Annotated in this window: 21 protein-coding genes and 2 tRNA genes; 16 read left to right on the top strand and 7 right to left on the bottom strand. The window is 53.8% G+C overall.

Annotated elements, in window-relative coordinates; all coding sequences use genetic code 11:
* The first annotated feature begins 35 nt into the window (after nucleotides 1–35).
* The gene (gene murA / locus IM273_RS00710; protein ID WP_028014560.1) at nucleotides 36–1,295 is read left to right on the top strand and encodes a UDP-N-acetylglucosamine 1-carboxyvinyltransferase; all 1,260 of its coding nucleotides are present in this window, start codon (nucleotides 36–38) and stop codon (nucleotides 1,293–1,295) included.
* Nucleotides 1,296–1,355: 60 nt separating this feature from the next.
* Here murA and sfsB read toward each other — a convergent pair whose 3' ends face one another.
* Both sfsB and ispB read right to left on the bottom strand, forming a co-directional pair.
* The gene (gene sfsB / locus IM273_RS00705; protein WP_028014559.1) at nucleotides 1,356–1,643 is read right to left on the bottom strand and encodes a DNA-binding transcriptional regulator SfsB; all 288 of its coding nucleotides are present in this window, start codon (nucleotides 1,641–1,643) and stop codon (nucleotides 1,356–1,358) included.
* Nucleotides 1,644–1,873: 230 nt separating this feature from the next.
* A complete protein-coding gene (gene ispB / locus IM273_RS00700; protein WP_028014558.1) occupies nucleotides 1,874–2,845 on the bottom strand; it encodes an octaprenyl diphosphate synthase in 972 nt (323 codons plus the stop codon).
* 257 nt (nucleotides 2,846–3,102) lie between these two features.
* On the opposite strand from ispB, the gene rplU reads away from it, so the two are divergent.
* The 4 genes from rplU to cgtA all read left to right on the top strand — a co-directional run bounded on the left by rplU (nucleotide 3,103) and on the right by cgtA (nucleotide 5,940).
* Nucleotides 3,103–3,414 (top strand): 50S ribosomal protein L21, encoded by a 312-nt coding sequence (gene rplU, locus IM273_RS00695; protein ID WP_003025032.1) that lies wholly within the window; start codon nucleotides 3,103–3,105, stop codon nucleotides 3,412–3,414.
* 19 nt (nucleotides 3,415–3,433) lie between these two features.
* Entirely contained in the window at nucleotides 3,434–3,691 is a 258-nt protein-coding gene (gene rpmA, locus IM273_RS00690) for a 50S ribosomal protein L27 (RefSeq protein WP_004385076.1), read from the top strand.
* 95 nt (nucleotides 3,692–3,786) lie between these two features.
* Nucleotides 3,787–4,752: a DMT family transporter gene (locus IM273_RS00685; protein WP_028014557.1), complete on the top strand. Its 966-nt coding sequence runs from the start codon at nucleotides 3,787–3,789 to the stop codon at nucleotides 4,750–4,752.
* 15 nt (nucleotides 4,753–4,767) lie between these two features.
* Nucleotides 4,768–5,940 carry an Obg family GTPase CgtA gene (cgtA, locus tag IM273_RS00680; RefSeq protein ID WP_014885381.1) on the top strand — a complete coding sequence of 391 codons (1,173 nt, stop codon included), beginning with the start codon at nucleotides 4,768–4,770 and terminating at the stop codon, nucleotides 5,938–5,940.
* 33 nt (nucleotides 5,941–5,973) lie between these two features.
* Here cgtA and pmrB read toward each other — a convergent pair whose 3' ends face one another.
* Genes pmrB through dacB form a run of 3 tightly spaced genes read right to left on the bottom strand, consistent with a single transcriptional unit; the run spans nucleotide 5,974 to nucleotide 9,112 of the window.
* Nucleotides 5,974–7,017 carry a two-component system sensor histidine kinase PmrB gene (gene pmrB, locus IM273_RS00675; RefSeq protein ID WP_193050497.1) on the bottom strand — a complete coding sequence of 348 codons (1,044 nt, stop codon included), beginning with the start codon at nucleotides 7,015–7,017 and terminating at the stop codon, nucleotides 5,974–5,976.
* A complete protein-coding gene (gene pmrA / locus IM273_RS00670) occupies nucleotides 7,014–7,676 on the bottom strand; it encodes a two-component system response regulator PmrA (protein WP_028014555.1) in 663 nt (220 codons plus the stop codon). The genes pmrB and pmrA overlap by 4 nt, the downstream gene beginning before the upstream one ends.
* Nucleotides 7,677–7,678: 2 nt before the next feature.
* Nucleotides 7,679–9,112 (bottom strand): serine-type D-Ala-D-Ala carboxypeptidase, encoded by a 1,434-nt coding sequence (gene dacB, locus IM273_RS00665; RefSeq protein WP_028014554.1) that lies wholly within the window; start codon nucleotides 9,110–9,112, stop codon nucleotides 7,679–7,681.
* Between the two features lie 228 nt (nucleotides 9,113–9,340).
* Here dacB and greA point away from each other — a divergent pair, with 228 nt between their 5' ends.
* A complete protein-coding gene (gene greA, locus IM273_RS00660) occupies nucleotides 9,341–9,817 on the top strand; it encodes a transcription elongation factor GreA (protein WP_006812122.1) in 477 nt (158 codons plus the stop codon).
* 152 nt (nucleotides 9,818–9,969) lie between these two features.
* On the opposite strand, the gene yhbY is transcribed toward greA, so the two are convergent.
* Entirely contained in the window at nucleotides 9,970–10,263 is a 294-nt protein-coding gene (gene yhbY / locus IM273_RS00655; RefSeq protein WP_003861814.1) for a ribosome assembly RNA-binding protein YhbY, read from the bottom strand.
* Nucleotides 10,264–10,390: 127 nt separating this feature from the next.
* On the opposite strand from yhbY, the gene rlmE reads away from it, so the two are divergent.
* From rlmE to IM273_RS00625, 6 genes are all read left to right on the top strand, one after another.
* Entirely contained in the window at nucleotides 10,391–11,017 is a 627-nt protein-coding gene (gene rlmE, locus IM273_RS00650; RefSeq protein WP_003861812.1) for a 23S rRNA (uridine(2552)-2'-O)-methyltransferase RlmE, read from the top strand.
* A gap of 102 nt (nucleotides 11,018–11,119) precedes the next feature.
* On the top strand, nucleotides 11,120–13,054 hold the full coding sequence (gene ftsH, locus IM273_RS00645) for an ATP-dependent zinc metalloprotease FtsH (protein ID WP_013098921.1): 1,935 nt from the start codon (nucleotides 11,120–11,122) through the stop codon (nucleotides 13,052–13,054).
* 98 nt (nucleotides 13,055–13,152) lie between these two features.
* Nucleotides 13,153–14,001 (top strand): dihydropteroate synthase, encoded by an 849-nt coding sequence (gene folP / locus IM273_RS00640; protein ID WP_014885377.1) that lies wholly within the window; start codon nucleotides 13,153–13,155, stop codon nucleotides 13,999–14,001.
* Nucleotides 13,994–15,331, top strand: coding sequence for a phosphoglucosamine mutase (gene glmM, locus IM273_RS00635; RefSeq protein WP_028014552.1), 1,338 nt, complete (start codon nucleotides 13,994–13,996; stop codon nucleotides 15,329–15,331). Before folP ends, glmM begins: the two co-directional genes overlap by 8 nt.
* Before the next feature lie 223 nt (nucleotides 15,332–15,554).
* Nucleotides 15,555–15,887: a preprotein translocase subunit SecG gene (secG, locus tag IM273_RS00630; protein ID WP_003861803.1), complete on the top strand. Its 333-nt coding sequence runs from the start codon at nucleotides 15,555–15,557 to the stop codon at nucleotides 15,885–15,887.
* A 9-nt stretch (nucleotides 15,888–15,896) separates the two neighbouring features.
* A tRNA-Leu gene (locus tag IM273_RS00625) sits at nucleotides 15,897–15,983 on the top strand.
* A gap of 183 nt (nucleotides 15,984–16,166) precedes the next feature.
* Here IM273_RS00625 and argG read toward each other — a convergent pair.
* Complete coding sequence (gene argG, locus IM273_RS00620; RefSeq protein ID WP_028014551.1) at nucleotides 16,167–17,513, bottom strand: argininosuccinate synthase; 1,347 nt, start codon at nucleotides 17,511–17,513, stop codon at nucleotides 16,167–16,169.
* Between the two features lie 287 nt (nucleotides 17,514–17,800).
* Between argG and IM273_RS00615 the strand changes: the two genes are divergently transcribed.
* From IM273_RS00615 to infB, 4 genes are all read left to right on the top strand, one after another.
* Nucleotides 17,801–17,877: transfer RNA gene (locus IM273_RS00615), tRNA-Met, on the top strand.
* A 207-nt stretch (nucleotides 17,878–18,084) separates the two neighbouring features.
* Nucleotides 18,085–18,537: a ribosome maturation factor RimP gene (gene rimP, locus IM273_RS00610; RefSeq protein ID WP_014833432.1), complete on the top strand. Its 453-nt coding sequence runs from the start codon at nucleotides 18,085–18,087 to the stop codon at nucleotides 18,535–18,537.
* A 28-nt stretch (nucleotides 18,538–18,565) separates the two neighbouring features.
* A complete protein-coding gene (gene nusA / locus IM273_RS00605) occupies nucleotides 18,566–20,068 on the top strand; it encodes a transcription termination factor NusA (RefSeq protein ID WP_014885374.1) in 1,503 nt (500 codons plus the stop codon).
* 24 nt (nucleotides 20,069–20,092) lie between these two features.
* Nucleotides 20,093–22,780: a translation initiation factor IF-2 gene (gene infB, locus IM273_RS00600; RefSeq protein ID WP_041907885.1), complete on the top strand. Its 2,688-nt coding sequence runs from the start codon at nucleotides 20,093–20,095 to the stop codon at nucleotides 22,778–22,780.
* Nucleotides 22,781–22,866: the final 86 nt, after the last annotated feature.

Genomic DNA, 22,866 nt, shown 5'->3' with positions numbered 1-22,866 from the left:
CCCGCAGCACGGTTGAATTTATAAGAGAGCACACAATGGATAAATTTCGTGTACAGGGGCCAACGCGTCTCCAGGGCGAAGTCACAATTTCTGGCGCGAAGAACGCCGCGCTGCCAATCCTCTTTGCTGCGCTGCTCGCGGAAGAGCCGGTAGAAATTCAGAACGTACCGAAGCTGAAAGATATCGACACGACCATGAAGTTGCTCACCCAGTTGGGCACTAAAGTTGAGCGCAACGGTTCCGTCTGGATCGACGCCAGCAACGTGAACAACTTCTCTGCGCCTTACGATCTGGTTAAAACCATGCGTGCATCTATCTGGGCGCTTGGCCCGCTGGTGGCACGTTTCGGTCAGGGTCAGGTTTCGCTGCCGGGCGGTTGCGCCATCGGCGCGCGTCCGGTTGACCTGCATATCTTTGGCCTGGAGAAACTGGGTGCAGAGATCAAGCTGGAAGAGGGTTACGTTAAGGCCTCCGTCAACGGTCGTCTGAAAGGCGCGCACATTGTCATGGACAAAGTGAGCGTAGGCGCTACCGTCACCATCATGTCTGCGGCAACGCTGGCAGAAGGTACCACCATCATCGAAAACGCCGCGCGCGAACCGGAGATCGTGGATACCGCCAATTTCCTCGTGGCGCTGGGCGCGAAGATTTCCGGCCAGGGTACTGACCGCATCACCATTGAAGGCGTTGAGCGTCTGGGCGGCGGTGTGTATCGCGTTCTGCCGGACCGTATCGAAACCGGCACCTTCCTGGTGGCTGCGGCGATCTCTGGCGGTAAGATTGTCTGCCGTAATGCACAGCCAGACACTCTGGATGCCGTTCTGGCGAAGCTGCGTGAAGCGGGTGCCGATGTTGAAACTGGTGAAGACTGGATCAGCCTCGACATGCACGGCAAGCGTCCTAAAGCGGTGACCGTGCGTACGGCTCCGCATCCGGCATTCCCGACCGATATGCAGGCACAGTTCACTCTGCTGAACCTGGTTGCCGAAGGAACCGGTGTGATTACCGAGACGATTTTCGAAAACCGTTTTATGCACGTACCGGAACTGATCCGTATGGGTGCACATGCTGAGATCGAAAGTAATACCGTGATTTGCCATGGCGTTGAGAAACTGTCCGGTGCTCAGGTAATGGCAACGGATCTGCGTGCGTCTGCAAGCCTGGTGCTGGCGGGCTGTATCGCGGAAGGCACAACGGTGGTGGATCGTATTTATCACATCGATCGTGGCTATGAACGTATTGAAGACAAACTGCGCGCGCTGGGTGCCAATATCGAGCGTGTGAAGGGCGAGTAATCGTTCCGGCAGCCCCCTGCCAGAAATGACCGGGGGGTTGCTATTCCTGTCAAAAAACCGTTATCCCTGCGGTTCTGTTTTTGCTTTTCTCTGGCGCATCATGCGCGTTCTGTCGATAAATTCATGAGTAACAGGATCGTGATAACGTGAAGGCCAGATCACCCACGGGTGCGTTTCCAGCGCCGTCGCGATAATCAATTCTCCCTTTGGCCAGGGGCGGGTCAGGGCGTTGGCCAGGGTGGAAGAACTCAGACCATGGCGGCGGGACTCTGCTGCAAGTGACGTACCTCTTTTGCGCAGTGCCGCAATGATATCTGCCGTATGCCAGTCGATAAATTTCGTATCCATAACGCTGTCCTTAAGTTCGGATTCACCTACGCCGTTTCTTCTGAAACGACTGGCTTACTATACCCATTTCGACTTCTTGTTCTAAAAAGTTCGCGTTACTTGAAGGGATATTCAGAATAAGACATGGCTTTATTCATGCGGGCTTTAACCCGATTCATTTACATGAATGCGGAATTTACTGGTGCGTTTTTGAACCTCCCCGCGATGGATACGGGGAGGTGGGTGCAAGATTAACGGTCGCGTTGAACAGCGATGTGGGCAAGACCAATCAGAGCATCGCGCCATGGGCTGTCTGGAATAACCTGGAGAGCTTCGATGGCTTTGTCAGCCTCTTCTTCAGCACGCTGACGCGTCCATTCCAGCGAGCCGCAGATAGCCATCGTTTCCAGTACCGGTTCCAGAAGATGGCGGCCATTTCCCTGTTCGATCGCCTCACGGATCATTTTCGCCTGGTCGGCCGTTCCGTTACGCATCGCGTGAAGCAGCGGCAGGGTCGGTTTGCCTTCGTTCAGGTCATCGCCAACGTTTTTGCCGAGCGTTTCGCCGTCCGCGCTGTAGTCCAGCAAATCATCAATCAGCTGGAAGGCAGTACCCAGGTAGCGCCCATAATCCTGCAGTCCTTTTTCCTGCGCCTCGGAACAGCCAGCCAGGATGCCGGAACACTGGGCTGCCGCTTCAAACAGGCGCGCTGTTTTGCTGTAGATAACGCGCATGTAGTTTTCTTCGGTGATATCGGGGTCATTGACGTTCATCAGCTGCAGCACTTCGCCTTCAGCGATGACGTTGACGGCTTCGGACATCACCTCGAGCACTTTCAGAGAGCCCAGGCTGGTCATCATCTGGAAGGCGCGGGTATAGATAAAGTCCCCGACCAGAACGCTGGCGGCGTTCCCGAAGGCAGCGTTTGCCGTGGCTTTGCCACGACGCATATCGGATTCATCCACAACATCGTCATGCAGAAGCGTCGCGGTGTGAATAAATTCGATCAGCGCGGCGATCGTCACGTGGGCATTTCCCTGATAGCCAACGGCTCTGGCAGCCAGAATGGCAATCATCGGGCGAATGCGTTTACCGCCGCCGCTGACAATGTAATAGCCCAACTGATTGATCAGCTGAACGTCAGAGTTGAGTTGCTCCAGGATTGCTGCATTTACACCCGCCATATCTTGCGCGGTTAACTCGTTGATTTTTTCTAAATTCATCGCAAAAGCCGGGCTTTATATCCTGTTGATCCCATCTTCAATGGGGTAACGAAGGGTTTCGGTTTATCAATAGTAGTGCTGATTGTACTGAAAAAACGGCTCAGATAAACGTTACCGTACGTGTTGTGTTTTTTTTCTTCATGTATTGACGGTAGCACTTGTCAAAGGCTCGCGTTTTGCGTAATATTCGCGCCCTATTGTGAATATTTATAGCGCACTCTGATTCATACGAGGACGTGCGCGGAAGCGGAGTTTATATGTACGCGGTTTTCCAAAGTGGTGGTAAACAACACCGAGTAAGCGAAGGTCAGACCGTTCGCCTGGAAAAGCTGGACATCGCAACTGGCGAATCTGTTGAGTTCGCAGAAGTTCTGATGATCGCAAACGGTGAAGAAGTCAAAATCGGCGTTCCTTTCGTTGATGGCGGCGTTATCAAAGCTGAAGTTGTTGCACACGGTCGTGGCGAGAAAGTTAAAATCGTTAAGTTTCGTCGTCGTAAACACTACCGTAAGCAGCAGGGCCACCGTCAGTGGTTCACTGATGTGAAAATTACTGGCATCAGCGCCTAAGACCTGAGGAGAGATTTAAATGGCACATAAAAAGGCTGGCGGCTCCACACGTAACGGTCGCGATTCAGAAGCTAAACGCCTGGGCGTTAAGCGTTTCGGTGGCGAATCCGTTCTGGCGGGTAGCATCATCGTTCGTCAACGTGGTACCAAATTCCACGCTGGCAACAACGTAGGTTGCGGTCGTGACCACACTCTGTTTGCTAAAGCAGACGGTAAAGTGAAATTTGAAGTTAAAGGCCCGAACAACCGTAAATACATCAGCATCGTTGCTGAGTAAGGTTTTCTCGGTCCGGTAACGGATTAAAGCCCCGCAACGTGTTGCGGGGCTTTTTACATTGGAAACCCGGAAAATTTTCTGTAGGGAAAACGGGCATGAAGCAGCAGGCCGGCATTGGTATTCTTTTGGCGCTCACGACCGCAATGTGCTGGGGTGCGCTGCCAATTGCAATGAAGCAGGTACTGGAAGTGATGGAGCCGCCTACGGTGGTCTTTTATCGCTTTCTGATGGCAAGCATTGGTCTCGGGACCATCCTTGCAGTTAAAGGCAAGCTTCCACCGCTACGGCTCTTCCGCAAACCTCGATGGCTGGTGTTACTGGCCATTGCGACGGGCGGTCTGTTCGGTAACTTTATCCTGTTCAGCTCTTCCCTGCAGTATTTGAGCCCTACGGCGTCTCAGGTGATTGGTCAGCTTTCGCCTGTGGGCATGATGGTCGCTAGCGTGTTCATCCTCAAAGAGAAGATGCGCGGGACGCAGATTATCGGGGCAAGCATGCTGCTATGCGGCCTGGTGATGTTCTTCAACACCAGCCTGATCGAGATTTTTACCCGGCTTACGGACTACACCTGGGGCGTGATCTTCGGCGTGGGTGCAGCAACGGTCTGGGTGAGCTATGGCGTCGCGCAAAAGGTGTTATTGCGTCGCCTGGCCTCACAGCAGATCCTTTTTTTGCTGTACACTTTGTGTACAGTGGCATTATTGCCGTTAGCGAAGCCGGGCGTCATTACCCAGCTGAGCGACTGGCAACTGGCGTGCCTCATTTTTTGTGGGCTTAACACGCTGGTCGGTTATGGCGCGCTGGCGGAAGCGATGGCGCGCTGGCAGGCAGCACAGGTGAGCGCATTGATCACGCTTACCCCGCTGTTTACGCTGTTATTTTCAGATTTGTTATCAATGGCCTGGCCCGATGTCTTCGTCAGACCGATGCTCAACCTGTTGGGCTATCTCGGTGCGTTTGTCGTGGTTGCGGGCGCGATGTATTCCGCCATTGGTCATCGTCTTTGGGGACGTTGGCGCAAAAATGAAGCGGTCGTAGTAGTCCCCCGCTCAGGCGAATGAGTTACGGAGAGTAAAATGAAGTTTGTTGATGAAGCGACGATTCTGGTCGTGGCAGGTGATGGCGGTAACGGTTGTGTAAGCTTCCGCCGTGAAAAATATATTCCTCGTGGCGGCCCTGACGGCGGTGACGGTGGCGATGGTGGTGACGTGTGGCTGGAGGCGGATGAAAACCTCAACACGCTGATCGACTACCGCTTTGAAAAATCCTTCCGCGCAGAACGCGGACAGAACGGCCAGAGCCGTGACTGTACCGGTAAACGCGGTAAAGACGTGACCATTAAGGTTCCGGTTGGTACGCGCGTTATCGATCAGGGCACCGGTGAAACCATGGGCGATATGACCAAACACGGTCAGCGCCTGATGGTCGCAAAAGGCGGCTGGCACGGTCTGGGTAACAGCCGTTTCAAATCTTCCGTTAACCGTACCCCGCGCCAGAAAACGATGGGTACCCCGGGTGATAAGCGCGACCTGCAACTTGAACTGATGCTGCTGGCTGACGTGGGCATGCTGGGTATGCCAAACGCAGGTAAATCGACCTTTATTCGCGCCGTCTCTGCGGCCAAGCCAAAAGTAGCGGACTATCCGTTTACCACGCTGGTACCAAGCCTCGGCGTTGTCCGTATGGATAACGAGAAGAGCTTTGTGGTCGCCGATATTCCGGGCCTGATTGAAGGCGCTGCGGAAGGGGCTGGCCTGGGTATTCGCTTCCTGAAGCACCTTGAGCGTTGCCGCGTACTGTTGCACCTCATCGACATCGATCCGATCGACGGTTCCGATCCGGTTGAAAACGCCCGTATCATTATCGGTGAGCTGGAAAAATACAGCGAAAAACTGGCGAGTAAACCACGCTGGCTGGTCTTCAACAAGATCGACCTGATGGATAAAGCGGAAGCCGAAGCGAAAGCCAAAGCGATTGCCGAAGCGATGGGCTGGGAAGATAAATACTACCTTATCTCCGCGGCAAGTCAGGTTGGCGTGAAAGATCTGTGCTGGGATGTGATGACCTTCATCATCGAGAACCCTGTCGTTCAGGCTGAAGAAGCGAAACAGCCAGAAAAAGTCGAATTCATGTGGGATGACTACCACCGCCAGCAGCTCGAAGAGCTGGAAGCGGAAGAGGAAGACGACTGGGACGATGACTGGGATGAAGACGACGAAGAAGGCGTCGAGTTCATCTACAAGCACTAATATCTGTCCAAAGCTCCCATCAGGGGGCTTTTTTCATTCCAGCGTTGAGGGCAGCCAGCAGCTTGCTATCAGGCCGCCTTCAGCACCATTCTCCAGCATCAGCTTACCGTGATGAAGCTGCAGGATGCGCTGTACGATACTCAGGCCCAGGCCGCTGCCGCCGTAACGCTGATCGAGGCGACGGAACGGCTCCGTGATCGACTGTCGATGCGCTTCGTCAATACCAGGCCCCTGATCGATAACGCTGAGCTGCGTACCGCCTTCGACATCGGTAAGCGTCACGGTAATCGTGGTGCCTGTCGGGCTGTAGCGCCCGGCATTCTCCAGCAGGTTGCGCAGCATCAGCCGCAGCAGTACCGCGTCTCCCTGAACCGTGAGCGCGCTTTTAGCAGGCCAAATCACCGTATGCTCTTTGGCTTCATGCTCAAGACCAAGAGGCGTGATAATGGTGTCCGTCCAGTTGATGGTTTCATAGTGGCCGCTCGCCATTGCCTGTCCTGCACGGGCCAGCATCAGCAGTTGCTCAACGGTGTGCATTAGCTGGTCAATACGGCTGATGAGCGTCGTGGCCTGTGTAGAGCCTGACTGGGCCATGAGCTCCAGATGGAGCCTGATTCCGGCAAGAGGCGTTCGCAGTTCATGGGCGGCGTCAGCCGTGAAGAGACGCTCCTGCTGAATGGTACTGTCCAGCCTGGCGAGTAGCTGATTGAGCGAGGTGGTAACGGCGCCGATTTCTTCCATGTCGGAATACATAGGAAGTGGAGTTAGGTTATCCGCCGAACGGTTAGCCAGGCTCACGCGCAGTTTATTCAGCGGTCGGGTAATCCAGGTGACCGCCCAGAACGAGAAAAACAACGTAAACCCAACCATCACCAGGGAAGGAACCAGCAGCGAGGCAATCGCTTCGCGGATCTCTTTCTCGACGTGGTTGTTACGCGATTTTGCCGACAGCGTTTCGTTCACCAGAAAGCCAATCTGCTCGCGGCTTTCGTGCCACAACCAAATGACGCTTATCAGCTGGAAAAATAACAGAATGACCGCCAGCAACACCATTAATCGCCGACGCATGCTGTTCATTTCTGGCTCTCCAGGCGGTAGCCAACGCCGCGGACGGTTTTAATCCGGTCTTTGCCGAGCTTACGACGCAGGTTGTGGATGTGTACTTCCAGGGTATTTGACCCCGGATCGTCCTGCCAGGAATAGATATCCTGCTGAAGGGTTTCTCTGTGTACCGTTTGTCCGCTGCGCATGATCAGACGCGTCAGCAAGGCGAACTCTTTTGGTGTGACTTCAACGGGCTGGGACTGGCGCAATACCTGCTGGGTTTGCAGATTCAGGGTAATGTCCCCGTCGGTTAGTAAGTTATCACTATGGCCCTGATAACGGCGTATTAACGCTCGCACCCGAGCCTGAAGTTCTGCAAGCGCAAAGGGCTTCACCAGATAATCATCGGCGCCAGCATCAAGGCCGGTAATACGATCTTCAATGGCGTCGCGTGCCGTCAGGATTAACACCGGATTGGCGATGCCCCGGCGACGCCACTGGGTAAGCAGCGTCGCGCCGTCTTTGTCCGGCAAGCCTAGGTCAAGGATCACCAGGCTGTATTCGCCGCTCTGGATCAGGGCATCTGCTTCTGCCGCGGTGCCGGCACAGTCCAGGGCATAGCCTTCATTGGCGAGTCCCAGAGCCAGTCCTTCCTGTAATAACAGATCGTCTTCAACTATAAGTAGTTTCATCGCTAGTTATTCTGGTAGATGTCTTTATAAAGCCTGCTTTCGAAGCGAACCAGTGGAATACGGCGGTTGCGCTGGTCGGTCGGTTCGACGGCATAGCCGGAAAGATACTGCACGAATGCCATGCGCTGTCCGCTGGCGGTCGTGATGAACCCTGCCAGGTTATACACCCCCTGCAGTGAACCTGTTTTCGCGGAGACTTTGCCATCCACACCTGCTGCGTGAAGCCCGGCGCGGTACTGCAGCGAACCGTCGTGTCCGGCAAGCGGCAGCATTGAGATAAAGTTTAGCTCAGTGTCATGTTGTGCAATGTACTGAAGCACCTGCATCATGGTGGCCGGGGCAATCAGGTTATGACGCGATAATCCTGAACCATCAACGGCGATAGTGTTACCCAGATCGATTCCCGCCTGCTGGCGCAGGATCTGACGAACAGCGTCTGAGCCCGCGCGCCAGGTTCCCGGCACGCCGAAACGCGCGTGGCCAATCATGCGGAACACGGTGTCGGCAATCATGTTGTCAGACTTTTTCAGCATAATTCGCAGCAAATCGTGCAGCGGTGGCGACTGTTTGCTGGCAATGACCGTTCCGGGCTGGTTGACCTGCGTCTGGCGTAGCAGCGTGCCGGAGTAGGTTATTCCCGCCTGCTTCAGCTCATCCTTGAGAATCGCACCCGCATAGCTTGCGCCATCCTGAATCGCGAAGGCCAGCGGCAGGGGATCGGCGCGCTGCGTCAGGCAGCCGGTGAGGGTGTAGCGGTTAAGATCGCCAGGCACCACGTCCAGTTCGCAGTACTGGGCATCCGGGGAGCCTTTAGCCAGCGTTCGCACCTGGCTAAACATGGTCACCGGATAGTAAGATGCCACGCGAATGAACGCTAAATCATCTGGCTTGGGCGCGCTGTAAAGGGAGATCGAGAAGCAGTTGCGGTCAACAATCGCGGCGGCTGGCGGGGCGCTAAAGCACTGCGTCATGTCGTTCCACGGCCAGCCTGGTGCTTTATCGTGGCTGGCAAAAATGGAGGTATCGATCAGCACGTTGCCATCGATTTTTGTCACGCCGGATTTTTTCAACACCGCTACCATGTTGCGGATATCCTGGCGCTTAAAGGTGGGATCGCCACCGAAACGGGCGATAAGATCGCCTTTCAGTTCGCCACCGTCGACGTTACCTTTGGTTTCAAGCGTGGTGGTAAAACGGAAGTCAGGCCCGAGTTGGAGCAGGGCGGCGAGGGCAGTGATCACCTTCTGGGTACTGGCAGGCAGCGCCATCTGTTGACTGTGATAGTCAATCTCGGGAGCCTGTGCGCCAACCTTCTGCACCATCAGGGCGAGGTTCGCGCCTGCGGGGAGCTGATTAATGTACTCATCAACATTCGCGGCCTGGGCGGTGAACGTTATACTGGTAGTCAATCCGATGATAAAACTGGAAAATCGCATAATCTCGCGCTAACAACCCGAAAACAAACCGTCATACTACGGTGCATGGCACTGCAAAGTAAACGATGACCCATAGTGAACTTCGCGGTAAAATGCGTATCAAATTGAAAAATTGCTGCTGACCTGGGGCGTCGCTCCCGGGTCGGTTTTCTTTTTGCTTCTTGCCCGCTTCGGGGGGCAGGAGCAGGGAACACTGCTCCCAACAGGAATGTTTAAGAGGTATAACAAATGCAAGCTATTCCGATGACCTTACGTGGTGCCGAAAAACTGCGCGAAGAGCTGGATTTCCTGAAATCCGTGCGTCGCCCTGAAATCATCGCCGCTATCGCGGAAGCCCGTGAGCATGGCGACCTGAAAGAGAATGCTGAATACCATGCGGCGCGCGAGCAGCAGGGTTTCTGTGAAGGGCGCATTAAAGATATCGAAGCGAAACTGTCTAATGCGCAGGTTATCGATATCACCAAAATGCCTAACAACGGTCGCGTGATCTTTGGTTCTACCGTCAGCGTTCTGAACCTCGACAACGATGAAGAGCAAACCTATCGCATCGTGGGCGATGATGAAGCAGACTTCAAACAGAACCTGATTTCGGTGAACTCACCCATTGCTCGCGGCCTGATTGGCAAAGAGCAGGACGATGTTGTCACCATCCGCACCCCTGGCGGTGAAGTGGAATACGAAATTATCAAGGTTGAATACCTGTAATTCGCTTCTCTACTAAGATGTTGATACATTGTAAAGAAAAGAAAAAGGCCGCATAGCGGCCTTTTATCAACTCAAGGAGCATGGCATTTTGCTGAGCCTGCTGAAAGAAATCCCTCGTTTCACACAGAAAATGTGATTGATTCAGGATATCCTTAGCGTGGCAGCGAGATTTTACGCTCTTTAGATGGGCGATAGAGCACCAGCGTTTTACCGATGACCTGTACATTACAGGCGCCGGTTTCGCGCACGATGGCTTCCACGATCAGGTTTTTAGTGTCTCTGTCTTCAGAGGCGATTTTCACCTTGATCAGCTCGTGGTGTTCCAGCGCTTGTTCAATCTCGGCAAGCACCCCTTCGGTCAAACCATTGTTGCCAAGCATGACTACAGGCTTGAGCGGATGTGCCAGACCTTTAAGGTGCTGTTTTTGTTTAGTACTCAGATTCATCGTATATTTTTGCTTACGTTGGGATTGAAAACGGTTCATTCTACCGCCATCTCCCTTATATCGCCAAATAGCTGCGTAGAAATTTACGTCACAGGCAAGCAACGATGAACCAGGACGGAAATGTTAAATGACAGGTAAAAAGCGTTCTGCCAGTTCCAGCCGCTGGCTTCAGGAACACTTTAGCGATAAATATGTTCAACAGGCACAGAAAAAGGGGTTACGTTCCCGTGCCTGGTTTAAACTTGATGAAATACAGCAAAGTGACAAACTTTTTAAGCCGGGGATGACGGTTGTCGACCTCGGTGCGGCACCTGGCGGATGGTCCCAGTATGCGGTAACGCAGATCGGCGGAACGGGCCGAATCATCGCGTGCGATCTTTTACCAATGGATCCCATCGTTGGTGTCGACTTCCTTCAGGGCGACTTTCGTGATGAATTAGTGCTGAAAGCGTTACTTGATCGTGTTGGTGACAGTAAGGTCCAGGTTGTCATGTCGGATATGGCACCAAATATGTGCGGAACACCGGCGGTGGATATCCCCCGCGCCATGTATCTGGTGGAGCTAGCGTTAGAAATGTGTCGTGATGTACTAGCGCCTGGTGGTAGTTTTGTTGTGAAGGTGTTTCAGGGCGAAGGTTTCGAGGAGTATCTTAAGGAAATTCGCTCCCTGTTTGCGAAGGTCAAAGTTCGTAAGCCGGACTCTTCCCGGGCCCGTTCCCGTGAAGTGTATATTGTAGCGACCGGGCGAAAATGATAACCGGGAGATTTCAGACGAAAGTTTGAATGAAACTGGATATAGAGTATCCTGACGCTGTTTTTAACACAGTTGTAATATGAGGTTAATCCCTTGAGTGACATGGCGAAAAACCTAATACTCTGGCTGGTCATTGCCGTTGTGCTGATGTCAGTATTCCAGAGCTTTGGGCCCAGCGAGTCGAATGGCCGCAAGGTGGATTATTCTACCTTCCTGCAAGAGGTCAATCAGGACCAGGTTCGCGAAGCGCGTATCAACGGACGTGAGATCAACGTTACCAAGAAAGATAGTAACCGTTACACGACTTACATCCCGGTGAACGATCCTAAGCTGCTTGATAACCTTCTGACCAAAAACGTCAAAGTGGTAGGCGAGCCGCCAGAAGAACCAAGCCTGCTGGCTTCTATCTTCATTTCCTGGTTCCCGATGCTGCTTCTTATCGGCGTCTGGATCTTCTTTATGCGCCAGATGCAGGGCGGCGGTGGCAAAGGTGCCATGTCGTTCGGTAAGAGCAAGGCGCGTATGCTGACGGAAGACCAGATCAAGACCACGTTTGCTGACGTCGCCGGTTGTGACGAAGCAAAAGAAGAAGTGGGTGAACTGGTTGAATACCTGCGCGAGCCGAGCCGTTTCCAGAAACTGGGCGGTAAGATCCCGAAAGGCGTCCTGATGGTAGGCCCTCCGGGTACCGGTAAAACCCTGCTGGCGAAAGCCATCGCGGGTGAAGCGAAGGTGCCGTTCTTTACTATTTCAGGTTCTGACTTCGTTGAAATGTTCGTGGGTGTCGGTGCATCTCGTGTGCGTGACATGTTCGAGCAGGCCAAGAAGGCAGCACCGTGCATCATCTTTATCGATGAAATCGACGCCGTAGGCCGCCAGCGTGGCGCGGGCCTGGGCGGTGGTCACGATGAGCGTGAGCAGACCCTGAACCAGATGCTGGTTGAGATGGATGGCTTCGAAGGTAACGAAGGTATTATCGTTATCGCGGCGACTAACCGTCCGGACGTACTTGACCCTGCGCTGCTGCGTCCAGGCCGTTTCGACCGTCAGGTTGTTGTCGGTCTGCCGGATGTTCGTGGTCGTGAACAGATTCTGAAAGTGCACATGCGTCGCGTACCGCTGGCGCCAGATATCGACGCGGCCATCATTGCGCGCGGTACCCCGGGCTTCTCCGGTGCGGACCTGGCTAACCTGGTCAACGAAGCTGCACTGTTTGCCGCTCGCGGTAACAAGCGCGTGGTCTCCATGGTGGAGTTCGAGAAAGCGAAAGACAAAATCATGATGGGTGCGGAACGTCGCTCCATGGTGATGACGGAAGCGCAGAAAGAGTCCACGGCTTACCACGAAGCGGGTCACGCGATTATCGGTCGCCTGGTGCCGGAACACGATCCGGTACACAAGGTAACGATTATTCCGCGCGGCCGTGCGCTGGGTGTGACCTTCTTCCTGCCTGAGGGCGACGCGATTAGCGCCAGCCGTCAGAAGCTGGAAAGCCAGATTTCGACCCTGTACGGCGGTCGTCTGGCAGAAGAGATCATCTACGGGCCAGAACATGTTTCTACCGGTGCGTCGAACGACATTAAAGTGGCGACAAACCTGGCGCGTAACATGGTGACTCAATGGGGCTTCTCCGACAAACTCGGTCCGCTGCTGTATGCAGAGGAAGAGGGTGAAGTATTCCTGGGCCGCTCCGTGGCGAAAGCAAAACATATGTCCGATGAGACGGCACGTATCATCGACCAGGAAGTGAAAGCGCTGATTGAACGTAACTACGGTCGCGCGCGTCAGATCCTGAACGACAATATGGACATTCTGCATTCGATGAAAGATGCGCTCATGAAATATGAGACCATCGATGCACCGCAGATTGACGACCTGATGGCTCGCCGCGAAGTGCGCCCGCCAGCAGGCTGGGAAGACCCAGGCGCTTCCAACAATTCTGACAACAATGGTACCCCGCGCGCGCCGCGTCCGGTCGATGAACCGCGTACGCCAAACCCGGGCAACACCATGTCAGAGCAGTTGGGCGACAAGTAAGTCACTGCTGTTGAAGCGTTTGTCTGTACCCCAAACCCTGGAGCTTGCTCCGGGGTTTTTCTTTTCCGTTAAACCATACTAAAACCAGGGATTTGACCATGAAACTCTTCGCCCAGGACTCGCATCTTGATCTTTCACATCCGCACGTGATGGGGATCCTGAATGTTACCCCTGACTCCTTCTCTGACGGCGGCACGCATAACACGCTTATCGACGCGGTTAAGCACGCAAATCTAATGATCAACGCGGGTGCCACCATCATTGACGTGGGCGGTGAATCGACGCGTCCCGGCGCGGCAGATGTTTCGGTGGAAGAAGAGCTGGCGCGCGTGGTGCCGGTGGTTGAGGCAATCGCGCAACGTTTCGAGGTGTGGATCTCCGTCGACACGTCCAAACCAGAAGTGATCCGTGAAGTGGCGAGAGTGGGTGCTCACATTATTAATGATATCCGCTCGCTGACCGAACCGGGTGCGATCGAGGCCGCTGCAGAAACCGGTCTGCCGGTATGCCTGATGCACATGCAGGGGCAACCGAAAACCATGCAGGAAGCGCCGAAGTATGATGATGTCTTTGCCGACGTGAATCGCTTCTTTATTGAGCATATTGAACGCTGTGAGCGTGCAGGCATCCCAAAAGAGAAATTGCTGCTCGACCCGGGGTTCGGTTTCGGTAAAAATCTCTCACACAATTATGCGTTGCTTGCGCGCTTATCGGAATTTCATCACTTTGGTCTGCCGCTGCTGGTGGGTATGTCGAGAAAGTCGATGATTGGCCAATTGCTGAATGTAGGACCGAGCGAGCGCCTGAGTGGCAGCCTGGCCTGCGCGGTAATTGCGGCGATGCAAGGCGCGCACATTATCCGTGTCCATGACGTCAAAGAAACAGTAGAAGCCATGCGTGTGGTGGAAGCCACACTGGCAGCGAAGGAAAACAAACGCTATGAGTAACCGTAAATATTTTGGTACCGATGGTATCCGTGGGCGCGTAGGCGATGCTCCAATTACCCCTGATTTTGTTCTGAAGCTCGGCTGGGCTGCCGGCAAGGTACTGGCGCGTCATGGCTCACGTAAGATCATTATTGGTAAAGATACCCGTATTTCGGGCTATATGCTGGAATCTGCGCTGGAAGCGGGTCTGGCGGCTGCAGGGCTTTCAGCCTCTTTTACTGGCCCAATGCCAACGCCTGCTGTTGCCTACCTTACGCGCACCTTCCGCGCGGAAGCGGGAATTGTGATTTCGGCGTCTCATAACCCGTTCTACGACAACGGCATCAAGTTCTTCTCCATTGACGGCACCAAGCTGCCGGACGAAGTGGAAGAGGCCATTGAAGCCGAAATGGAAAAAGAGATCACCTGTGTTGATTCCGCCGAGCTGGGTAAAGCGAACCGTATCGTCGATGCGGCGGGTCGTTATATCGAATTCTGCAAAGGCACCTTCCCGAACGAGCTGAGCCTGGCGCATCTCAAAATTGTGGTGGACTGTGCGAACGGTGCGACCTATCACATCGCGCCGAATGTCTTCCGCGAGCTGGGTGCGAAAGTGATCGCCATCGGCTGCGAGCCGGATGGTCTGAACATTAACGAAGAAGTCGGGGCGACGGACGTGCGCGCCCTGCAGGCGCGCGTGCTGGCGGAAAAAGCCGATCTGGGTATTGCCCTGGACGGCGATGGTGACCGCGTGATCATGGTCGATCACGAAGGTAACAAGGTTGACGGCGATCAGATCCTCTACATCATTGCCCGTGAAGGCCTGCGCCAGGGCCAGCTGCGCGGCGGCGCGGTTGGGACGCTGATGAGCAACATGGGTCTGGAGCTGGCGCTGAAACAGCTCGGTATTCCTTTTGTTCGTGCGAAAGTGGGCGACCGCTACGTGCTGGAAAAGCTGCAGGAGAAAGGCTGGCGCATTGGTGCTGAGAACTCCGGCCACGTGATCCTGCTTGACAAAACCACGACTGGCGACGGTATCGTAGCTGCGCTTCAGGTGGTTGCCGCGATGGCGCGCAACCATATGAGCCTGCACGATCTGTGCAGCGGGATGAAAATGTTCCCGCAGATCCTGGTGAACGTGCGTTTCACTGCGGGTAAAGGCGATCCGCTGGAAAATGACAACGTGAAAGCTGTAATGGCTGACGTTGAAGCGGCGCTGGGCAGCCGTGGACGCGTGCTGCTGCGTAAGTCCGGTACCGAACCACTGATCCGCGTGATGGTGGAAGGCGAAGACGAAGCGCAGGTCACCGAATTTGCGCACCGTATTGCGGATGCCGTAAAAGCTGCATAGTCTTGCACGCTAAATGTTTAAAAAGGCGGCGTTTGCCGCCTTTGTTTTAAGCAATTAATGGCTTTTTGCTGTTTTTTTCCGCAGTTGATACAATGCGTCGAAAATGCCCTTGCGAAGGTGATTCGCTTTGGTTAGTATTCACACCCGCTTCAGTGGGAAACAAAAATCCTGCTAATTGGTCGAAGCATTGGTATGCGGCAAATCCGCAAGGAACAGGTTGATTATGTACGAAGCTCTTTTAGTTATTTTCCTTATTGTAGCCATCGCTCTCGTAGCGCTGATTATGCTGCAGCAAGGTAAAGGCGCTGATATGGGAGCCTCCTTCGGAGCAGGCGCTTCCGGTACGCTGTTCGGTTCAAGTGGTTCTGCGAACTTCATGACCCGCACGACGGCGATTCTGGCTACGCTGTTCTTCATCATCAGTCTGGTGCTGGGCAATATCAACAGCAACAAAACCAGCAAAGGAAGCGAGTGGGAAAATTTGAGCGCGCCAGCGAAAACTGAGCAGACTCAGCCAGCTGCACCGGCTAAGCCAACCAGCGATATCCCGCAGTAAGTATTCCGTACCGAGGTGGTGGAATTGGTAGACACGCTACCTTGAGGTGGTAGTGCCCTAACGGGCTTGTGGGTTCGAGTCCCATCCTCGGTACCAATATTCCAGAAGAAAGACGTCGAAAGGCGTCTTTTTTTTCGTCTGTAGATTATGTGTTGTTTTCGTAGGGCGGGTAAGCGCAGCGCCACCCGCCATTTTGCCCGGTGGCGCTGCGCTTAACGGGCCTACAAAAGACCACAAAAAAGGCGCCCATTGGGCGCCTTTTACATGTCTTGCAGCCAATTACTTCTTATCGCTATTCTCCAGGTTTTCAACCTGCGGCAGGCCGTTACCGGAATTCGCGGAGAGCAGGCCATTCTCAACGTAGTTGAACAGCTTCTCGCGGGTATCGGTGATGTCCAGGTTACGCATGGTCAACTGACCAATACGGTCGTCCGGAGAAAACACAGACTCACCTTTTTCCATGGTCAGACGCTCGGCTTTATAGGTCAGGTTGTCCGACACGGTGTTAAGAATGGAGTAGTCGTTACCACGACGCAGCTCCAGCGTCACTTCACCGGTGATCGCGCTCGCTACCCAACGCTGCAGCGCGTCACGCAACATCAGCGCCTGCGGATCGAACCAGCGACCCTGATACAGCAGTTTGCCCAGCTGACGGCCATGAGAGTGATACTGCTCAATGGTGTCTTCGTTGTGAATACCGGTCAGCAGACGCTCGTAAGCGATGTGCAGCAGCGCCATCCCCGGAGCTTCATAGATACCGCGGCTTTTCGCTTCGATGATACGGTTTTCAATCTGATCGCTCATGCCCAGACCGTGACGACCGCCGATGCGGTTTGCTTCCAGCATCAGTTCAACGTCGTCAGAGAAGGTCTTACCGTTCAGGGCAACCGGATGACCACGTTCGAAACGCACGGTCACTTCTTCTGCCGGGATCTTCACGCTCTCGTCCCAGAACTTCACGCCCATGATCGGGTTAACGATCTTCACGCTGGAGTTCAGGAATTCCAGGTCTTTCGCTTCGTGCGTCGCACCCAGCATGTTGGAGTCGGTAGAGTAGGCTTTCTCAACGGACATTTTGTAGTCAAAGCCGCAGGCAATCATAAACTCGGACATCTCATGACGACCACCCAGCTCGTCGATGAAGTCGGTGTCCAGCCACGGCTTGTAGATCTGCAGCTCCGCGTTGGTCAGCAGGCCATAACGATAGAAACGTTCGATATCGTTGCCTTTATAGGTGCTGCCGTCACCCCAGATGTTTACGCCATCTTCTTTCATGGCGGCAACCAGCATGGTGCCGGTGACGGCACGGCCCAGCGGGGTGGTGTTGAAATAGGTCAGGCCGCCCGTGGTGTTATGGAACGCACCGCACTGAATAGCGGCGATACCTTCAGCAACCAGTTGCTTACGGCAGTCAATCAGTCGCGCGTTTTCTGCGCCATACTCTTTAGCGCGACGAGGAATAGCATCGTAATCGTCCTCATCCGGCTGACCCAGGTTCGCAGTATATGCATACGGAACCGCTCCCTTCTGGCGCATCCACAGCAGTGCAGCGCTGGTATCCAGGCCGCCTGAGAAAGCGATGCCAATACGTTGTCCTACCGGAAGATGCTTGAGAATCGTCGTCATAGAATAAAACCCTGCTTGATTGACTGATTAGAGACCGCTTTCGTTCTCTTGTGCATTTTTATGCAAAATAAGTGAGTATTCATTTAATCATCTTTTATCGAATACCGGAAGAGACTCATGCGTTTTTTGTAAAAAATTTGGCCTGTTCTCTCTGGCGGAAGCTGGGTTGACAGGTGGGGTCAACTATCAATATACTAAACGCCGATTTTACGTCCCGTCTTCGGTACCAAATCCCAGCATTATTTGCAAATTCTGTCCAAAACGCGTAGAATTTGCCACGTTTCAGGCGCGGGGTGGAGCAGCCTGGTAGCTCGTCGGGCTCATAACCCGAAGGTCGTCGGTTCAAATCCGGCCCCCGCAACCACTTTCCCATAAAGTTCTTTTTCAAATATACTGTGAAGACTTAGAGCCTTCGTAGCTGGATTTGAAAAAATTCTTTCGGAGAGTGCTCCAGGCCACAGTTGTGGCTATAGGGTTCAGTTATCTAAAGCCCCGATTTATCGGGGTTTTTTGTTATCTGACTACAGAATAACTGGGCTTTACGCCCTTTTTTTATGTCTTGGGGGTGGGCTTGTCCACATTAGAGCAAAAATTAACAGAGATGATTACTGCACCGGTCGAAGCACTGGGCTACGAACTGGTCGGCATCGAATTCGTTCGCGGCCGTACATCGACGCTGCGCATCTATATTGATAGTGAAGATGGCATCAATGTTGATGATTGTGCTGATGTCAGCCACCAGGTGAGTGCGGTTCTTGATGTTGAAGACCCGATTACCGTTGCGTACAACCTGGAAGTTTCCTCACCTGGCCTGGATCGCCCGATGTTCACGGCCGAGCACTATGTGCGCTTTACCGGTGAAGAAGTGGCTCTCGTTCTGCGTATGGCCGTACAGAACCGCCGTAAATGGCAGGGAATTATCAAAGCCGTTGATGGTGAAATGATCACGGTAACAGTCGAAGGCAAAGATGAAGTGTTCGCGCTGAGTAATATCCAGAAGGCGAACCTGGTTCCCCACTTTTAACAGTCTGGATTGAGGTGAAAAGCCCGCGATGAACAAAGAAATTTTGGCTGTTGTTGAAGCCGTCTCCAACGAGAAATCACTGCCGCGTGAGAAAATTTTCGAAGCGCTGGAAAGTGCACTGGCTACAGCAACCAAGAAAAAATACGAACAAGAGATCGATGTTCGCGTAGAAATCGATCGTAAAAGCGGTGACTTCGATACATTCCGTCGTTGGGTAATCGTTGAAGAAGTGACCCAGCCGACCAAAGAGATCACCCTGGAAGCGGCACGTTTTGAAGACGAAAGTCTGAACGTGGGTGACTACGTTGAAGATCAGATTGAATCTGTGACCTTCGACCGTATCACCACCCAGACCGCTAAGCAGGTTATCGTGCAGAAAGTGCGCGAAGCCGAGCGCGCGCTGGTTGTCGATCAGTTCCGCGATCAGGAAGGCGAAATCATCACTGGCGTGGTGAAGAAAGTGAACCGTGACAACATCTCTCTGGAAATTAAATCCGAAGGGATGCCGGGCAACGCTGAAGCCGTGATCCTGCGTGAAGACATGCTGCCGCGTGAAAACTTCCGCCCGGGCGACCGTATTCGTGGTGTTCTGTACGCCGTGCGCCCTGAAGCGCGTGGTGCACAGCTGTTCGTGACCCGTTCTAAACCAGAAATGCTGGTTGAACTGTTCCGCATCGAAGTGCCGGAAATCGGCGAAGAAGTTATTGAGATCAAAGCAGCAGCTCGCGATCCAGGCTCTCGTGCGAAAATTGCGGTGAAAACCAACGACAAGCGTATCGATCCGGTCGGTGCTTGCGTCGGTATGCGCGGCGCGCGCGTTCAGGCGGTTTCTACCGAACTGGGCGGCGAGCGTATTGATATCGTTCTGTGGGACGACAACCCGGCGCAGTTCGTGATCAACGCAATGGCTCCGGCTGATGTCGCGTCTATCGTTGTTGACGAAGACAAACACACCATGGATATCGCTGTTGAAGCGGGCAACCTGGCGCAGGCGATTGGCCGTAACGGTCAGAACGTACGCCTGGCGTCACAGCTGAGCGGCTGGGAACTCAACGTCATGACCGTTGATGACCTGCAGGCTAAGCATCAGGCTGAAGCCCATGCGGCGATCGATACCTTCACCAAATACCTCGACATTGACGAAGACTTCGCCACTGTTCTGGTAGAAGAAGGTTTCTCTACGCTGGAAGAACTGGCCTATGTGCCAATGAAAGAGCTGCTGGAAATTGACGGTCTGGATGAGCCAACCGTTGAAGCCCTGCGTGAACGCGCTAAAAACGCACTGACCACCCTGGCACTGGCTCAGGAAGAAAGCCTTGGCGATAAGAAGCCGGCTGATGACCTGCTGAATCTGGAAGGTCTTGATCGTGCGATTGCGTTCAAGCTGGCTGCCCGTGGTGTTTGTACGCTGGAAGATCTCGCTGAGCAAGGCGTTGATGACCTGGCCGATATCGAAGGTTTAACCGACGAGAAAGCCGGCGAACTCATCATGGCCGCACGTAATATTTGCTGGTTCGGCGACGAAGCGTAATAAACTGTAGCAGGAAGGAACAGCATGACTGATGTAACTGTAAAATCGCTGGCTGCTGAGATTCAGACCTCCGTGGACCGCCTGGTACAGCAATTTGCTGATGCAGGGATCCCGAAGTCCGCTGATGACTCGGTGACCGCGCAAGAAAAACAAACCTTGTTAACGCACCTGAACCGCGAACACGGTTCTACGCCTGACAAGTTAACGCTGCAGCGCAAAACGCGCAGCACGTTAAACATTCCTGGTACCGGTGGCAAAAGCAAATCGGTACAAATTGAAGTCCGCAAGACGCGCACCTTTGTAAAACGTGATCCGCAAGAGGCAGAACGCCTGGCCGCGGAAGAGCAGGCACAGCGTGAAGCGGAAGAACAAGCTCAGCGTGAGGCGGAAGCAGCCGCCAAACGTGAAGCAGAATTAAAAGCTGAACGTGAGGCCGCAGAAAAAGCGAAACGCGACGCCAGTGATAAAGTGAAGCGTGACGCTGCGGAAAAAGACAAAGTGAGCAATCAACAGACAGACGAAATGACCAAAACCGCCCAGGCTGAAAAAGCCCGCCGTGAAAATGAAGCTGCCGAGCTGAAGCGTAAAGCGGAAGAAGAAGCCCGCCGTAAGCTGGAAGAAGAAGCTCGCCGCGTCGCTGAAGAAGCGCGCCGTATGGCAGAAGAAAACGAGAAGAATGGCGTGAATACCGCTGAACCGACTGAAGACACCAGCGACTATCACGTGACCACTTCTCAGCATGCGCGTCAGGCTGAAGATGATAACGACCGTGAAGTAGAAGGCGGCCGTGGCCGTGGTCGTAATGCAAAAGCCGCGCGTCCGGCTAAGAAAGGTAACAAACACGCTGAATCTAAAGCTGACCGCGAAGAAGCTCGTGCAGCGGTTCGCGGTGGTAAAGGCGGTAAGCGTAAAGGTTCTTCTCTGCAGCAGGGCTTCCAGAAGCCAGCTCAGGCGGTTAACCGTGACGTCGTGATTGGCGAAACCATCACCGTTGGCGATCTGGCGAACAAGATGGCGGTTAAAGGCTCTCAGGTCATCAAAGCGATGATGAAGCTGGGCGCAATGGCGACCATCAACCAGGTTATCGACCAGGAAACCGCACAGCTGGTTGCCGAAGAGATGGGCCACAAAGTTATCCTGCGTCGTGAAAACGAGCTGGAAGAAGCAGTAATGAGCGACCGTGACACTGGCGCTGCGGCTGAACCGCGTGCACCGGTTGTGACCATCATGGGTCACGTTGACCACGGTAAAACCTCTCTGCTCGACTACATTCGTTCTACGAAAGTTGCCTCCGGCGAAGCGGGTGGTATTACCCAGCACATCGGTGCTTACCACGTAGAAACCGAAAACGGCATGATCACCTTCCTGGATACCCCAGGCCACGCAGCGTTCACCTCAATGCGTGCTCGTGGTGCTCAGGCTACGGATATCGTTGTACTGGTTGTTGCAGCAGACGATGGCGTTATGCCACAGACCATTGAAGCTATCCAGCACGCGAAAGCGGCGCAGGTGCCTCTGGTTGTTGCTGTCAACAAAATCGATAAGCCAGAAGCCGATCTGGACCGCGTGAAGAACGAACTGTCTCAGTACGGTGTTATGCCGGAAGAGTGGGGCGGCGAAGCGCAGTTCATCCCTGTATCTGCAAAAGCGGGTACTGGTATCGACGACCTGCTGAACGCTATCCTGCTTCAGGCCGAAGTTCTGGAGCTGAAAGCCGTTCGTAAAGGTATGGCGAGCGGTGCGGTAATCGAATCCTTCCTGGATAAAGGTCGTGGTCCGGTTGCAACGGTTCTGGTTCGCGAAGGTACGCTGAACAAGGGCGACATCGTTCTGTGTGGCTTCGAATACGGTCGTGTTCGTGCGATGCGTAACGAACTGGGTCAGGAAGTGCTGGAAGCAGGTCCGTCCATTCCAGTGGAAATCCTGGGGCTGTCCGGTGTTCCGGCTGCCGGTGATGAAGTGACCGTTGTGCGTGACGAGAAGAAAGCGCGTGAAGTGGCACTGTATCGTCAGGGCAAATTCCGTGAAGTTAAGCTGGCGCGTCAGCAGAAATCTAAACTTGAGAACATGTTTGCGAACATGGCTGAAGGCGAAGTTCACGAAGTGAACGTCGTTCTGAAAGCAGACGTTCAGGGTTCTGTGGAAGCGATCTCCGACTCCTTGCTGAAACTGTCTACCGACGAAGTGAAAGTGAAGATCATCGGTTCTGGCGTAGGTGGTATCACCGAAACCGACGCAACCCTGGCTGCGGCATCCAACGCTATCCTGGTTGGCTTCAACGTGCGTGCTGATGCATCTGCTCGCCGCGTGATCGAAGCGGAAAGCCTGGATCTGCGCTACTACTCCGTCATCTATAACCTGATCGACGAAGTGAAAGCCGCGATGAGCGGTATGCTGTCTCCTGAGCTGAAACAGCAGATCATCGGTCTGGCTGAAGTGCGTGACGTGTTCAAATCACCGAAATTCGGTGCGATCGCGGGCTGTATGGTTACCGAAGGTACCATCAAGCGTCACAACCCAATCCGCGTACTGCGTGACAACGTGGTTATCTACGAAGGCGAGCTGGAATCCCTGCGCCGCTTCAAAGATGACGTTAACGAAGTCCGTAACGGCATGGAATGTGGTATCGGCGTTAAGAACTACAACGACGTTCGCGTTGGCGATATGATCGAAGTGTTCGAAATCATCGAGATCCAACGCAGCATCGACTAATCCTTAGGGATAAGTCCATATGTAGGCCGGGATCGCCTCGTGCCACCCGGCAATAATTTTAAAAGGGGCTTTTAGCCCCTTTTTTG

This window comes from Enterobacter cloacae complex sp. P13B, from assembly GCF_014895915.1.
GTDB lineage: Bacteria > Pseudomonadota > Gammaproteobacteria > Enterobacterales > Enterobacteriaceae > Enterobacter > Enterobacter bugandensis.
This window is presented reverse-complemented; position numbering and strand designations above follow the sequence as displayed.